General features: G+C 42.3%; 13 protein-coding genes. 5 read left to right on the top strand and 8 right to left on the bottom strand.

The features are described from left to right. Nucleotides 1–8: 8 nt before the first annotated feature. Complete coding sequence (locus tag ABYB02_RS01995; RefSeq protein ID WP_372760540.1) at nucleotides 9–1,619, bottom strand: NAD(P)/FAD-dependent oxidoreductase; 1,611 nt, start codon at nucleotides 1,617–1,619, stop codon at nucleotides 9–11. Nucleotides 1,620–1,804: 185 nt separating this feature from the next. Here ABYB02_RS01995 and fdxA point away from each other — a divergent pair, with 185 nt between their 5' ends. From fdxA to ABYB02_RS01975, 4 genes are all read left to right on the top strand, one after another. Then, nucleotides 1,805–2,128: a ferredoxin FdxA gene (fdxA, locus tag ABYB02_RS01990; RefSeq protein ID WP_372760538.1), complete on the top strand. Its 324-nt coding sequence runs from the start codon at nucleotides 1,805–1,807 to the stop codon at nucleotides 2,126–2,128. A gap of 144 nt (nucleotides 2,129–2,272) precedes the next feature. Beyond that, entirely contained in the window at nucleotides 2,273–4,519 is a 2,247-nt protein-coding gene (locus ABYB02_RS01985) for a DUF5916 domain-containing protein (RefSeq protein ID WP_372760536.1), read from the top strand. A 29-nt stretch (nucleotides 4,520–4,548) separates the two neighbouring features. Further along, nucleotides 4,549–5,010, top strand: a complete 462-nt coding sequence (locus ABYB02_RS01980; RefSeq protein WP_372760534.1) for an Sbal_3080 family lipoprotein — start codon at nucleotides 4,549–4,551, stop codon at nucleotides 5,008–5,010. Between the two features lie 155 nt (nucleotides 5,011–5,165). Next, nucleotides 5,166–7,076, top strand: a complete 1,911-nt coding sequence (locus tag ABYB02_RS01975) for a putative bifunctional diguanylate cyclase/phosphodiesterase (protein ID WP_372760532.1) — start codon at nucleotides 5,166–5,168, stop codon at nucleotides 7,074–7,076. Between the two features lie 438 nt (nucleotides 7,077–7,514). Here ABYB02_RS01975 and ABYB02_RS01970 read toward each other — a convergent pair whose 3' ends face one another. The 7 genes from ABYB02_RS01970 to ABYB02_RS01940 form a co-directional block, all read right to left on the bottom strand. Further along, nucleotides 7,515–8,216 carry a TorF family putative porin gene (locus ABYB02_RS01970; RefSeq protein WP_372760530.1) on the bottom strand — a complete coding sequence of 234 codons (702 nt, stop codon included), beginning with the start codon at nucleotides 8,214–8,216 and terminating at the stop codon, nucleotides 7,515–7,517. Nucleotides 8,217–8,224: 8 nt separating this feature from the next. Further along, nucleotides 8,225–9,442, bottom strand: a complete 1,218-nt coding sequence (locus ABYB02_RS01965; protein WP_372760528.1) for a BCCT family transporter — start codon at nucleotides 9,440–9,442, stop codon at nucleotides 8,225–8,227. Nucleotides 9,443–9,594: 152 nt separating this feature from the next. Beyond that, complete coding sequence (gene betA / locus ABYB02_RS01960) at nucleotides 9,595–11,262, bottom strand: choline dehydrogenase (protein WP_372760526.1); 1,668 nt, start codon at nucleotides 11,260–11,262, stop codon at nucleotides 9,595–9,597. An 11-nt stretch (nucleotides 11,263–11,273) separates the two neighbouring features. Further along, nucleotides 11,274–12,737 carry a betaine-aldehyde dehydrogenase gene (gene betB / locus ABYB02_RS01955; RefSeq protein ID WP_372760524.1) on the bottom strand — a complete coding sequence of 488 codons (1,464 nt, stop codon included), beginning with the start codon at nucleotides 12,735–12,737 and terminating at the stop codon, nucleotides 11,274–11,276. A gap of 1 nt (nucleotide 12,738) precedes the next feature. Then, on the bottom strand, nucleotides 12,739–13,314 hold the full coding sequence (gene betI / locus ABYB02_RS01950) for a transcriptional regulator BetI (protein WP_372760600.1): 576 nt from the start codon (nucleotides 13,312–13,314) through the stop codon (nucleotides 12,739–12,741). A 440-nt stretch (nucleotides 13,315–13,754) separates the two neighbouring features. Continuing rightward, the gene (locus ABYB02_RS01945) at nucleotides 13,755–14,060 is read right to left on the bottom strand and encodes a hypothetical protein (RefSeq protein WP_372760522.1); all 306 of its coding nucleotides are present in this window, start codon (nucleotides 14,058–14,060) and stop codon (nucleotides 13,755–13,757) included. Beyond that, complete coding sequence (locus ABYB02_RS01940) at nucleotides 14,060–14,317, bottom strand: DUF3081 domain-containing protein (protein ID WP_372760598.1); 258 nt, start codon at nucleotides 14,315–14,317, stop codon at nucleotides 14,060–14,062. Before ABYB02_RS01940 ends, ABYB02_RS01945 begins: the two co-directional genes overlap by 1 nt. 136 nt (nucleotides 14,318–14,453) lie before the next feature. On the opposite strand from ABYB02_RS01940, the gene ABYB02_RS01935 reads away from it, so the two are divergent. Next, nucleotides 14,454–15,454 (top strand): flavohemoglobin expression-modulating QEGLA motif protein (locus ABYB02_RS01935; protein WP_372760520.1); only part of this gene is annotated, 1,001 nt, incomplete at its 3' end.

The following is a 15,454-nucleotide window of genomic DNA, read 5'->3' as shown; positions in this document are numbered from 1 at the left end:
TCAAGTTATTACTTTGCGTTTTCTAGCATTGACAGTGCCACCGCTTCAGCAGCTTTAATGCCATCAATACCGGCCGATAAAATACCACCGGCGTAGCCTGCGCCTTCGCCAGCAGGGTAAAGGCCTTTGGTATTAATACTTTGTAGGGTTTTATCGCGTTTAATACTGACTGGCGACGAGGTACGGGTTTCTACCCCAGTGAGTAAACCATCGTTAGTCGAAAAACCACGAATTTGTTTATTAAATGCTGGAATAGCCTCACGAATTGCATCAATGGCATACTTCGGCAGTACGTTGGCTAAGTCGGTTAATTTAATACCCGGTGTGTATGACGATTGTACATCACCTAATGCGGCCGATGTTTTACCTTTTAAAAAGTCGCCAATGAGCTGTGCTGGTGCATCATAATTACTGCCACCTAGTGTATAGGCTTGCTCTTCAAGCTGACGTTGTAACTCAATTCCCGCTAATGGGTGACCCGGAAAGTCTTCGGCTGGTGAAATACCCACTACAATGGCGCTATTGGCATTGCGCTCGCTGCGTGAATATTGGCTCATGCCATTGGTAACGACTCGACCTTCTTCAGAGGTGGCCGCCACTACCGTACCACCTGGACACATACAAAAGCTGTACACGGTACGGCCATTATCACAATGGTGAACCAGTTTATAGTCGGCAGAGCCTAAAATTGGATTCCCGGCATTGTCGCCAAAGCGGCATTCATCAATCATCGATTGCTTATGCTCGATTCTAAAGCCCACTGAAAAGGGTTTCGCTTCCATATAAATGCCTTTGTTATAAAGCATATCAAAGGTATCGCGGGCGCTGTGACCGACAGCAAGCACCACATGACGGGTATTGAGCTGCTCGCCATTAGAGAGGGTTAAGCCAGTTACTTGGCCGTCTTGTAAATGAATATCGTCGACGCGAGTACTAAAACGAATTTCGCCGCCAAGCTCTATAATACGAGCGCGCATTTTTTCCACCATAGTCACCAGTTTAAAGGTGCCTATGTGTGGTTTGCTCACGTATAAAATTTCTTCGGGAGCACCGGCTGCCACAAACTCGGTAATGACTTTACGGCCATAATGTTTCGGATCTTTTACTTGGCTATAGAGTTTGCCGTCTGAAAAGGTGCCCGCACCGCCTTCGCCAAACTGTACGTTTGACTCCGTATTAAGGGTGCGTTTACGCCAAAAGCCAAAGGTGTCTTTAGTGCGTTCACGTACTTCTTTGCCGCGCTCTAAAATAATCGGTTTAAAGCCCATTTGCGCCAGCACTAAGCCGGCAAATAAACCACATGGGCCAAAACCAATCACTACGGGGCGTTGTTGCAAATTAGCGGGTGCTTGTGCCACAAATTGATAAGCGGTGTCTGGCGCTAGCTTAACATGCTGATCTTTTTCAAAGCTTGCCAGCAGAACTGCTTCGTTTGCCACGTCTACATCTAAGGTATAGATCAGTAATATAGCGCTTTTTTTACGCGCATCATAGCCGCGTTTAAATACATTAAAGCTATTAAGTTGGTCAGGCTTAATGTTTAATTTATTGAGAATAGCATGTTCAATGGCGCCATCGGGATGATCCAGCGGCAGCTTTATTTCGGTTAAACGTATCATTTTATCTCTTTTAGGTGTCTTAGCGGTAGTTAGTTCCGCTCACAAAAGGGTTGTGGCATAGGGTAAAGTGTACCTCAGCTATATTACGTTAAATAGCATGCTTATGGCACTTATATATTGTGTTTTCGTTGTGCATGGGTATGATCCGTGACTGTTATTATTAAAACTTCAGGTATTAAACCACTATGGCTTTTGTTGTCACCGAAAATTGTATTAAATGTAAGTTCACCGATTGTGTCTCGGTGTGCCCAGCAGATGCTTTTTTTGAAGGTCCGAATTTTTTAGCAATTAGCCCAATAGATTGCATTGACTGCGGTTTATGTGTCCCTGAATGTGATGCTGATGCCATTTTTCAAGAAGATGAACTCCCGGCATCACAACAAGAGTTTACAGAACTTAACGCCGAACTTGCGCTTATTTGGCCGCGCATTACCGAGGTCAAGCCTGCTCCTGATGATGCTGCGCAGTGGAATGGGGTCGCTGATAAATTAAAATATTTAGAAACCTAGCCCAATCCCCCCCTGACATTGTTCAGCCATTCGTTAATTAACTACATAAATATCTTATCAAGCTATTAACAAACGTACTGACATAAATTACACTTGAAGGAATAATTACTCTAATTTGAGTAACATAAGTCTATATGGATGTTTATGCAGTACCTAAAAATAATAACAACACACTGGCTTTTGGCACTGGTAAGTTTCACTTTTGTGTTTGTCACTAACTCCAATGCTTACGCAGAGCAACAGCACTATTCATTAACTCGCATTAATAAAAATATTACCGTTGATGGCGTGATGGATGAAGCACATTGGCAAGATGCCACTTATATTGCATTGCAATATCAAGATGAACCGAATGAAAAAGGCGTGCCGCCGGTAAAAACCGATGCCTATATTTATGAAGATGGCACTCACTTATATGTGGCATTTGTTGCCTACGACCCCGATCCGAGTCAAATTCGTGCGGCACTACGTGACAGAGATACGCTGTGGCAAGATGATAGCGTAGGCTTGATAATCGATACCTTTAACGATGAACGCAGCGGTTATGAGTTTTACGTTAACCCTCTGGGTGCACAGGGGGATATTCGCATGACAGATACCGATGGCTGGCAACAAGATCTATCGTGGAACGCGATTTGGGACAGTGCCGGACAAATTACTGAACAAGGCTATGTGGTAGAAATGCGCATTCCGTTTAAGGCGCTGCGCTTTGCACAAAATAAACAGCAGTTAACCTGGGGCTTTTCGGTGATGCGAAATTACCAGCGCGATGTGTTATATCAGTTGTCGAGTACCGGTTATGACCGAGATATAAAATGCAGCTTATGCCAATTTGATAAACTGGTTGGCTTTGAAAACATTGCCGCGAGCAACAACTTGCAACTCACGCCGACGCTCACTGCGTTACGTAACGACAGTAAAACACAGCTTCCGGGTGATTGGCATAATGGTGATGTAGACACTGAGCTTGGCATGGATTTACGCTGGGGAATCAGCAAAGACATGGTGCTCAATGCCACCATCAACCCCGACTTTTCTCAGGTGGAAACCGACTCATTAGCGTTAGATGTCAATACCACTTACTCTATTTATTACGCTGAAAAGCGCCCGTTCTTTTTAGATGGCGCGTCATACTTTAAAAGTAGCTTATTTGAATTGCTGTATACTCGCACTATTGCACAGCCGACCCTAGGCGCTAAACTAACGGGCAAAACGGGCAGTCATAGTTACGCTTTAATGTTAGCTGATGATGACAATAGCAACATTTTACTGCCGAGTAATCAGGGCTCTGGCTTTGCAAATTTAAACCAAACCACCAAAGCGGCTGCAGGGCGCTATCAGTATGATATCGGCCAGCAAGGTACAATAGGGGTGTCGACGACGCATCGTGAAAGTGACGATTATCATAATTCTGTGCTGTCGCTAGATGGCAGTTATTGGTTCAATCAATCAGACACCCTCAGTTACCAATTGGCCCATGCCGACAGTGCAAACTCTGCATTGTTAATGGAAAACTATGGCTTAGCCGCCAACCAGTCCGGACAAGCCTATGCCCTTAAATTAACCCGCGATAAGCGAGATTATAAACTCTTTGCCGACTATGAAAATATCGGTGAAGATTATCGCAGTGACTTAGGCTACCAAGCGAAAGTCGATTATGAAAAAGTGGGCTTGGGAGGCGGGCAAACCTGGTACCGTGATGAAGCTGACTTAATTACTTCGTGGTCATACGAGGCTGACTGGCATAAAAGCTGGGCACAAAGTGGGGAGTTACTGCAACAACAATACCAAGGATTTTTAAGCTTTAAAGGCCAAAAACAGTCTTTATTAGAAGTCGGTTTAGTGCATCGCTATGAAAATTATAATAGTCAATTTTATAATCAAAATATCGGCTTTGTATTTGCGGCTATTAAGCCGACAAAAGATTTAAGGCTGTCAAGTTATATTGAGTACGCCAAAAGGATTGACTACAGCAATGAGCAATTAGGGGATGCGATTGACACACAAACCCAAGCGGTGTGGGATATTAACGATCACTGGCAAGTGGATGTTACGCATAACTATAGTCAGTTAGATAACCCGCAAGGGGAGCGAGTGTTTACCGCTAATTTAGTTGATTTTAGGCTTTATTATAAATTTAATATGCGTTCAATGTTGAAGCTGATTTTGCAGTTTGAAGACATTGACCGTAACGAAGCGGCTTATTATTTTCAAGTGAGCCAAATAAATAAAGACTATGGTAGCCAACTTGTTTATTCTTATAAAATTAATGCGCAAACACTGTTTTATTTAGGCTATTCTGATAAGGGCTATCAAGACGATAGCTTAAGAAGCTTAGAGCGTGAGCAACGTACCTTTTTTACTAAGCTAAGCTATGCGTGGCAGCTATAAACATAACCAATAACTTAAAAGGATTTATCATGAAAGCGTTAAAGCTGACTATAACAGCGGCAGCAATAGTAACCCTTGCAGGGTGTGCGGCAAAACAAGATATCACCCGCTTTGAAGGTAACAGTGCCCCTAAAATTGTCTGTATTGCAGAGCATAAAGAAGTGCGTGAAGGCGTTATTACGGCACTGCAAACCGGTTTTGCTAAACATAATGTACAAACACGGGTTATTCCAGCCAATTACGTTGTTAAGCATCAAGAATACCAAACGGATTTACTCGGCGCTGATACCACAGATTGCCAGGCTATAGCCTATTACGTGGCTAATTGGCGCTGGGATTTGGCGCTATATATGGCTTATGCCAATATATGGGTGAATGATGCTAAAACAAATGAGAAAATAGCCCAAGCTAGCTATCGCACCGGTGGTGGACTCGATAAATTTATCGATGCAAAAGAGAAAATTATCGAGCTGGTGGATGGAATGTATTAAAAGGTTAAACTAGTGTAAAATTTGCTTTAGCGAATTTTACACTAGGCGGCTATACTCAAGCTCTTTAACCGACATTAGCATTTGATACTAAAAACAAAAATATTACCTTAATTTTATTTATGCTTTATGATACACAGCAGCAAAATGGACCTTAAATGAATAAATTTAAAACGATCAGTATCATAGTGTTAATGGTCATATCATTATGCTTTAGTGTTAATATTGGGCTTAAAAATCAAATAGATAGTGTAAATTTATTTAATCCAAATATCGTCGTACATAGTTTTGATAAAAACACCTCCTCGATTACGATCGCGCCCTGGTACAATTTAGCTTTAAACGGTTATTATATTGTACAGCATCAAAATATTAGTTATATATTAGTTAAGACCACGCAAAGCGAATATATCACTGTTAAAGCTCAAGAGCTGCTGCTCACCTCGCTCACGTCGCCAAGAAATTTATTTGTCTTTATTATTCTTATACTTGCCACCACGGTTTTTATTAAAAGAGAGCGTAAAAAGCATTACTTTTCAGTGAAAATTGCCCAGCTTAATCGACAAACTGATGCACTGCTTGAAGCGTTTAACTTAGAAAAAAAACAAACAGATAAACCCACTAGCCTGTCTAATTTGAGTGAATCAATAAATACTTTAAATAGCCATGTGAAAAATTATGTGAAGCAAACGCAAACTAGTATTTGCCAAGACAAACTTACTTTACTGATAGACCGTCATGCATTTATTCAACATATCGACCGGCAAATAAATTTAGTCAACTCTGCAGACTTAAAATGTGCCTTGCTATTTATTGATTTAGACGGCTTTAAAAAAGTGAATGACTCTTTTGGCCACAGTTTTGGTGATGAAATACTGGTGCAAGTAGCCACGCGCTTAGCGAATGTGTTACGCCATAATAAATTAAATAATATAAGTGCTGTGAATAAGTTAGAGCAAAATTTATCGCGTTTAGGGGGCGATGAATTTTCTATTTTTATCGAAACCGTGAGCGATGAGCAACAAGTGATCGATATTGCCACCCATGTACTGAGTGAGCTTGAAAAAGACTTTATACTAGGTAATAAAATTATCAAAATCAGTGCCAGTATCGGTATTGCCACTTACCCTGAAAGTGCGTCATCGCCAGAAGCATTATTACAGCTTGCTGATGTGGCTATGTATAGAGCAAAACATGATGGCAAAGGTATCTTTAAAGTGTACTCACCTGAAATGGGTAAGAAAATGCGCCGCTATCATTACTTGCTCGAAGAGCTAAGGTTAGCCGTGGCTCATAAAGATATTTTCTTATCGTTTCAGCCGATAGTGCATGTTGAAGATTGCATGATTGACTATTTTGAAGCGTTGGCACGTTGGGAGCACCCCGTGGAAGGGATGATATCACCGATTGAATTTATTCCCATTGCTGAAGAATCGAACTTAATTTTAGAGTTGGGTGATTGGATCATGCTGGAGTCATGTCGACAAATGGCGGCATGGCACAATGCTGGTATGCGTAAAGTTAAAATATCGGTCAATGTATCTGGGGTGCAGTTAAAACATCGGCCGATTTACGACTGGGTGATGGAGTGTCTGAAAAAAACTGGCTTACCGCCAACTTCGTTAATGCTTGAGATCACTGAGTCGATTTTTATCAAGGCTAACGCGAATATTATTAAAGAATTAGAAAAACTACGCGCGCAAGGGGTCACTATAGCGATTGATGACTTTGGTACTGGTTTTAGCTCATTAAGCACCTTGGCAGATTTACCAATCGACGTAATAAAGATAGACCGTTCGTTTATTACTCAAGCGCATAAAAGCCAAAAATACAATGACATTCTGTTTTCAATAAGTGAGTTGGGGCAAAAGTTAGGGCTTAAAATAGTTGCCGAAGGGGTTGAGGAAGTGGCGCAATTTGAACTGGTAAAACGCATTGGCGTCAGTTCAGTACAAGGCTATTTAGTTAGCCGCCCAGAAACGTCCATTAATGTGGGTAATAAAGTGCTGAATAAAAGCATGGGGCATTTATCGTCAACGGGCACCAGTGCGTGGGAAATTGGCGATTAGTCATTGTGTTGTTCATAAATGATGCAAAGGCCGTTTCGCTAAAGTGGCTTTTTTGTAGTTTAAACGCCTTTGTTAGCCTATTTAGTTAAGCAAAATATTATAAACAGCAGTTATTGTGAGCGTAGCTGAAGCATTGCCGATAACGCGTGATATTGATAATTATAGTTTTTGAATAACCATAATAGCTAGCCAATAAAAGCATCTTCATTTTAACTGTTTCAATAATCTACTCAGTACGTGGCAATAACACATAGAGCATAACTAGAGCCTGTTATTTACGTGATGTGATTAGCGCGCTTTAGTGGCGATATCAGTGTTTGCTGATTGAGTGCGTTTGCTATTATTTTTAAACGTATCGGGTGGGCGGGGTAGTCTGTTAAGCAATAAAAAGCCACCGGTTTAAGGTGGCTTTAATTAAGCGGTAACTATATGCGCTAGTTACAAGTTAAAGGTGCGCGAAACCGCCAGTACAATACGCTCATCGGCGTAGTCGTAGTCTAGGCTGGTGTTTTCAGCGGCCACTTCAATACCAAATCCGGCATAACTGGTTTGATACGCTAAACGGTAGTGGTGATACGATTTTTTCTGGTTGCTATCCCACGCCCATTTGTCACCGTCAAGTGAGTTTGAAATATCAAAACTGGCACGCAGTGCATGGTTCGGCGCTAACGTGTAAGTATGCGCAATTTCAGTTATAACATGCCCAGCACCGGTGCCAAAGTAATCCCAGCTATACCAAAAGTTAAGCTCAGTTTGCCCCAGCTCACTGGCATAACCAAATTTGCTATACGCTTCGCCATAATTAAAGTCGCTGTTATTACCTTGGTAGGTGTAATAAGCAATACCGTAGTCAAGGCTCACCTGATCATTAAGTTGTACGTAGCGGCCTACATAAGCATCTAGCTCAAAGTCAGTGTCGTCGCCAAAGTCAACGTTAGATGCCCATACACCGGCGTAAACACCATCATCAAAGGCGTAATCAAGGCTAGCTTGTAGCGCCGGATCATTATCTGTTTGGCTTACCCCATTAAAGGTATAGTCAGAAGCAGCAGTGATAGTGGTCGACCAATTTGCCATAGTTGCGGTTGACAAAAAGCTCAAGGGTAGTGCGATTGCAAGTTGTTTAAGTGTGTTATTCATGTTTGTTCCTAGTGTACGGTATCTATTTTTTTATAATCAATTTTGTTTGCTTTTGGTGAGCCGACAATATCGCCCACGGTGCCTAATTTGTTGTAACCAATATAAGCAAGGCAAACAAAGAATAAGGCGATAACTAATGCACCGACCCATTGTATTTGTAAAAATTCAAGCTTAAACAATAGGGTTAGTAACGCTAATGCGACAATGTTAATAGTCATATATTTAGCTTTGCCGAAACGCTTTACGGTTAAGTTTAAGTTATCTGTGTATAAGCGGATCAGTGAGTCCAGTGAATTGATCACAAATATAATGCCGACAAATATCATCGCGAAGTTTTTTAGCCCTTGTGTGGGGATCCCCGCTTCATGGTACTGATAAAGCACACTGAACCAAATTGCGATTGGAATTGACGGGAACACCAGCATAGCGCAAAGCACTTGGTAGGTTCTCAAGCCACCAACAAAACGCGAGGTAAATTGACCAATCATAATACTCCACGCAAACCACCAGAATAAATAAAACTCGTGATAATCATTAAGTGGTAGTACAAACTGATGAATATTAGCAAAGTAACTACCGATATCTGTTAAGTTATCCGTAAAGGCAGACAGTTGACTGTCACCCACAGCAAAGGCACCAAACCACATAAAGGCAATTAATGCGATAAACAGCCAAGTTGTTGAAATACTTAAGATACGTACATATTTAATGTCGGTGCTTGAGTAAACGGCTAAACAAATAGCGGCTAAAACAATTAAGTAAAACTCAGTGATAACACTTTCACCATCGCCTAACTCAGGTAAATACCAAGGTAAATTTGTCAGTAACAAATAAGCGGTAAATGCACAAGTTCCGATGATCACCACGTTATTGATGAACTTAACCCATGGAATTTCAAAAAATTTAACTTTGGGTTCTATTACACAGAAATAAAAGCACGTAAGAAAGTAAAATCCCCAGATCAAAAATCCCCAATAGCCAAACTCTATCGCCAGTGGATTTGCAAATGCGTATTCTGGGCTTGCTTTTATGTCTGCATAACCGGCAAATTCGGTTAACGGAAACATAATGAGGCCAACATCGAGGCCAGAGGTAAATAAGATCGCAATAAAGGTAAAAGTGCGCACCGGCGTCACGCCTACAACGCGCACTGTGCCCCATTTATATAAAATGAGTGCGATAGCAAGTAGGGTAAAGATAATTCCAGCACTAAGCCAAATAGTCATTGTCACCCTCCCAAAATAAATAAAAATAATTCATACATACTCCGATTATTGTTTTTCTTGCATTAACACAAGATAACCTATTTACCTTGTGAGCCACTGCAAGTCTTCTCTTGGGTAACCGTTAATGGCTATCCCAAGAGCAGGGGCTTAATTTAGATGTTGCTATTACGTTGACTGGTTTGCCATTCAGCAGTCATAGCAACCGGGGCATCTAACGGCGCTAATGGCGGCTTCGCTAAAATAATATCCGCGGCTTTTTCGGCCACCATAATAGTAGGGCTGTTAAGATTACCGTTGGGTATGGTGGGGAAAATAGACGAATCAACCACGCGTAACCCGTCAATACCGTGCACTTTAGTGTCAGAATTAACCACCGCCATGTCATCTTCACCCATTTTGCACGAGCACGATGGGTGATAAGCACTCTCAACCGCTTGGCGCACAAAGGCATCGATTTCGGCATCGCTTTGAATGTCTTTACCTGGCTGAATTTCTTCGCCGCGGTATTCATCAAAGGCACTTTGCTCGATAATTTCACGGGTGAGCCGTACACATGCTCTAAAGCCTTCAATGTCGTCTTGATGCTGTAAGTAGTTAAAAATAATTTTAGGTGGTTGCTCAGGGTCCGCTGATGCAACGGTAACACTGCCACGGCTTTTAGGTTTATTGTGGCCTACGTGAACTTGAAAACCATGGCCGGCAAAGGCACTGCGGCCGTCGTAGCGCATTGCTGCAGGTAAAAAGTGATACTGTAAATCTGGCCATTCAACGCCAGGTTTAGAGCGTATAAATGCACACGATTCAAAGTGATTGGTGGCGCCCAGCCCCTTACGGGTAAGTAACCAGCGTGCCCCAATTAAGCCTTTTGAAATCAAGCCTAACTTACCGTTCAGGGTAATGGGTTGCTTACATTTATACTGAAAATAAAACTCCAGATGGTCTTGTAAGTTTTGTCCTACTCCGGGTAAGTGATGTTTGACTTCGATACCCGCTTTAGTGAGTACATCGCTATCGCCAATGCCAGACAGTTGTAATAAATGTGGCGAACCAATGGAGCCTGCGCTTAATATTACTTCTTTGGCGGCCATCGCGGTTTTAACTGTGCCATTGACTTTGTATTCGACGCCGGTGGCTGTTTTGCCATCCAGTAGCACACGTTGCGCCAATGCACTGGTGACAATCGTTAAATTACTGCGAGACTTAACCGGGTCTAAGTATTCACGGGCAGTTGAGCTGCGTACACCGTCTTTAACGGTCATATGCATTGGCCCAAAGCCTTCTTGCTGTGCACTATTGTAATCATCGGTGGTGGCGTAACCTGCTTGGGCACCGGCTTTTATAAAGGCGCCGTACAGCGGGTTGGCCATTTCGTTACCGTTGTTGACCCCTATGGGGCCGTTATCGCCACGATAGCTGTTGCCACCTAAATAGAAGCTCTCCGCTTTTTTAAAGTAAGGTAGGCACGATTGGTAATCCCAGCCTTTGGCGCCGTGTTGTTGCCATTCGTCGAAATCTTTGGCGTGACCACGTACATACACCATGCCATTAATAGACGAAGAGCCGCCTAATACCTTGCCACGCGGGCAATGCATTTCGCGATTGTCTAAATAAGGCTCAGGCTGGGTATGAAACTGCCAAGCAAACTTATCGGTATTCATTGGGATTGATAGCGCAGTCGGCATTTTAATAAAAATATTTTTATCGCTGCCGCCAGTCTCTAAAAGTAACACATTATTGTTGCTATCGGCCGATAACCGATTTGCCAGTACACAGCCTGCAGAGCCCGCACCAACAATAATATAATCGTAATTATTACTCATGGTAGGGTTCCTTAAAATGGGCTTTCAATGTCGGCCATACCAACATAAACAGATTTAGTTTGAGTGTAGGTATCAAGTGTTTCGATGCCGTTTTCGCGGCCAATACCCGATTGCTTGTACCCGCCTACAGGCATTTCTGCCGGTGAGTTACCATAGGCATTGATCCAACAAATTCCCGCTTGCAGCTGATGAATAACACGGTGCGCACGTTTAATATCGCTGGTGAATACCCCCGCTGCTAAGCCTAAATCGGTGCCATTGGCACGAGCTATTACATCGTCTTCATCATCAAACACTAATACGCTCATCACCGGGCCAAAAATTTCTTCTTTGACTATGGTCATGTCATCGTTGCAATCAATAAACACTGTGGGGGCAACAAAGTAGCCGTTTGGTGCCGATGCCGGTGCCAGTGTGCTGCCGCCGGTTAATAACGTGGCGCCTTCTGCAATGCCTTTATTGATATAGCTCATTACTAAGTCTTGATGCTTTTTAGAGATCAGTGCACCAAAATTAACGTTTAAGTCTTGTGGGTCGCCGGCAATAATATTTTGCTCGGTGCGCGTTTTAAGTTGCTCAATAAACTGCTGATACACATTTTTATGTACGTAAATACGGGTGCAGTTAGTGCAAATTTCGCCTTGGGTGTAAAAGTTTCCTAACATGGCAGCGCTAACTGCTTGCTCAATGTTGGCATCATCAAACACTATCAGTGGTGATTTACCGCCAAGCTCCATAGTGACATCTTTTAACGTGCCCGCGGCACTGGCAACTACTTTTTTACCGGTTCCGACTTCGCCGGTAAACGACACCTTATCGATTTCTGCATGTTGGGTTAACCATTGACCTACATCGCCTGCACCTTGCACTACATTAAACACACCGGCAGGTACTCCGGCCTCGGCTAGAATTTCAGCAAGCTTAATTGCGCCCAGCGGCGTTTCTTCAGAGGGTTTGAAAATAAAGGCGTTACCAGCAGCCAGCGCCGGGCCTGATTTCCAACAAGCAATTTGCAGTGGGTAATTCCATGCGCCAATACCGGCACAAATGCCTAAAGGCTCTTTACGGGTATAGTAAAAATCGCTGCCTACCATTTGTTGTTGACCTACCTGCGCGGGGGCTAACCCGGCAAAAAATTCAATCACATCGGCACCGGTTTCAATATCAACACAATTAGCCTCTTGCATTGGTTTACCCGTATCAAGCACTTCAACTAATGCCAGCTCATCGTTACGCTCACGTAATAGGGCTACGGCTTTAAGTAAAATACGGCTGCGCTCGATGGGCGACATTGCTGACCAAACGGCAAACCCCTGTTTTGCACTTTCAATTGCGGCATTTTGAATAAATTCATCGGCTACTTCTACCGAGTAAATCACTTCGTCGGTTGCAGGGTTTTTTACAGCAAAAGTTTGGCCAGATTTATTTGCTAGGAATTGGCCATTAATAAAATTTTGATAGACAGGTGTTGTCACGCTAGGCTCCAAATTGCTTGATGAGTGAATGAACATAACTTTTTGCTAGCTTTTCACTGTGTTTAAACTGATTTTCATCTGATTGACTTAGCACTGCTCGTAACCACAGGCCGTCAATCATCGCTGCACTTAATTCGGCAGCTTGCTTTGCTTGTTCAGTAGGCATTAATTGCTTAAAAGAAAATGCTAAGTTACTTTGCAAGCGCTTACTGTTTACATTTTGTAATCGGTGTAATTCGGCGTCATGCATTGATTGCGCCCAAAAGCTTAACCAAGTTCGCGTTGTATCATGGCGTTGTTGCACCAAGGCAAAGTTTGCTTCAATAATAAACATTAGACGATTATTGGCATTTGTGTTTGGCGTTACTTTGCGAATGAGCTCTTTTTTTAAGTTGGTCAATAAATACCTTACAGTGGCTTCTATTAGTCCCTGCTTACCGCCGAAATAATGGCTGATAATCCCCGACGACAACCCCGCATTTTTACTGATACTGCTAATTGTTGTAGCTTGCAAACCGCGCTCTGCTACCGACTCAATAGTGGCATCAATTAGCTGTTGACGCCTGACAGGTTCCATTCCAACTTTAGGCATATTTATTCTTAATTGACCGTTCAATAAACATAAGCTTAAGGTAATAGCTCTAACAATTCAACAGTTAAGTAAATGTTAAGATGTCAAACTGTAGATGAATTATTAATAAAACTTGCGTTTCAGTAGTGGTAAGAAATAAATTAAAATATGAGGTAAAGCTATTTAAAATCAATTTCTTATGTGGGTTTCTTGGTTTATATGATGACGTGAAAATTATGTCGACAATTTACTGCTCATTTTAATCAAATTAATTGTTTAGAGTGGTAACTATTAGAGCTCTAATAGTATTTTCAGTAGGCCTGTTTGGTTACTTATTGTGCAAAAGGTAACCGAAGCAGGAAATTAATGGTGTTAGTTGGTTTGGTTATAAATCAAGCAAAGCAAGGTGGCGCAATGGCGTTTACTCAATGGTTATTCGCTGGTAGTTAGTTGTCGGCTAGCACCCCTTTATACAACAAAGGGTAGCGGCGCAACCGCTGACCAATATAATCATCAGCCATAATTTGCGCACACATTTCATCAACATCATGACAGGCTGCAAAAACCCAATCGAATCGTTCAATAGCAAGTAAAAAGCCGCGTTTAAGATGGTTTTGTGTGCGGTAATAGGCCAAGTTAGCGCGAATAATGGCTACCTTGTGTGGCTGTGCTTTAAGTTCAGCAATCACAGCAGCTATAAAGTGGCTATCGTAATGGTTAGTGCGGCGTTTTCGTGGTTTGGGTGTAAACATTAACTTTCATTGGCAATGTTCTGCAGTTTTTTCAAAAAGTCATCTCTGAGCTTTTCATGTTCATAATCGAGATGGTAAGTATTGTGAAAGCCAAAGCGAAGCGTGGCGCCACTGCCTTCAAGGTATATCGTGTAGCCATCAACGTCAGAAAGAGCGGTAATACCTTGATAAAATTTACCTTCATCGGTTTGCTCACCCCGTTGAATGATGCGTTCATAGGCTGCTAAAATTTGTTTGTTGTCGAGTTCGTTTTTCATCATGTAACCTTAAGTTTTTAAATATGTTACTCATTAAATATGCGTAACGATCAGGTTAAATTCAAGTTTTAAATTTTCTTTGTAGTTTGGCTTTTTTGTTCTATGCTCACGGTTCATTTATAGCTGAGCTTAGACCATGATAGACAAGGCATTACTCGTTAAAACACGTGAGTTATCAGATCAATTAATTGCGTTGCAAGCGCCAATAAGAATTTTGGATGCAATTAATTGGGATAAACAAGTGAAAGAGGAGTTTTTTAGACAAAAGTGTCAACACAACCCAACGGTTGATAGTGCCTATTACCAACAGCGTAATTTAGGCTTTGATCCGAGTGAGTTACGCCAAGCATTTTCTACTTTGCACCGCAATATTATTAACCAATTAGGTCAGTTGAATCCAATTGCTCAGTATATGGGGAAAATGTGTAGCGAGTATAAAACTGTGCTAAGCATGCTTGAATACCGTGGCACGCCGGAGTTTCACGACTTGTCGGTGGAATTGTTTGGTCACCCTAAAGACTTGTTTCATGCCGGTGAACCTTCGCTTGCAGAACTGGCCAATATGTTAGAATTGCCATTAAAAAATTTACTCGATGCAAATATTTTACCCAGCGATCCGAAAAATATCGCCGCCGTCGATGCGGTGCGTATCTTATCAGAGCAAGTGAACGCTAGTATGCCTGGCATCAATGTTGAAGTGATGCTCAGTGATGGCATTGTTAGTGATGCGGCGGCGGGAGCCAATAATATTAAGCTTAACCAAGATGTGAAGTTTTCACAGCGGGAACTGGATATTTTAGAAGTACACGAAGGGTGGATCCACGTAGGCACAACCCAAAATGGCTTAGCGCAGCCGTATTTAACCTGCTTGAGTAAAGGCACCCCCAGTTCAACGGTGACACAAGAAGGGCTGGCGGTGCTCACTGAGATCATTACGCTAAAATCAACGCCACGGCGTTTGTCGAAACTAGTGAATCGTATTCAAGCGGTCACTAAAGTGATTGATGGCGCTGAATTTGTTGATATTTATCGCGATTATGTAGCACAAGGGTTATCGCAAGATGAAAGTTATACGTTAGCACAGCGGGTATTTCGTGGCAGCACAGCCACGGGTTTACCCTTTACCAAAGACATTGC

This window comes from Pseudoalteromonas sp. (genome assembly GCF_041613455.1).
Taxonomy (GTDB): domain Bacteria; phylum Pseudomonadota; class Gammaproteobacteria; order Enterobacterales; family Alteromonadaceae; genus Pseudoalteromonas.
Note: the sequence above shows the minus strand (reverse complement) of the source record. Positions and strands in the feature narration are given on the sequence as shown.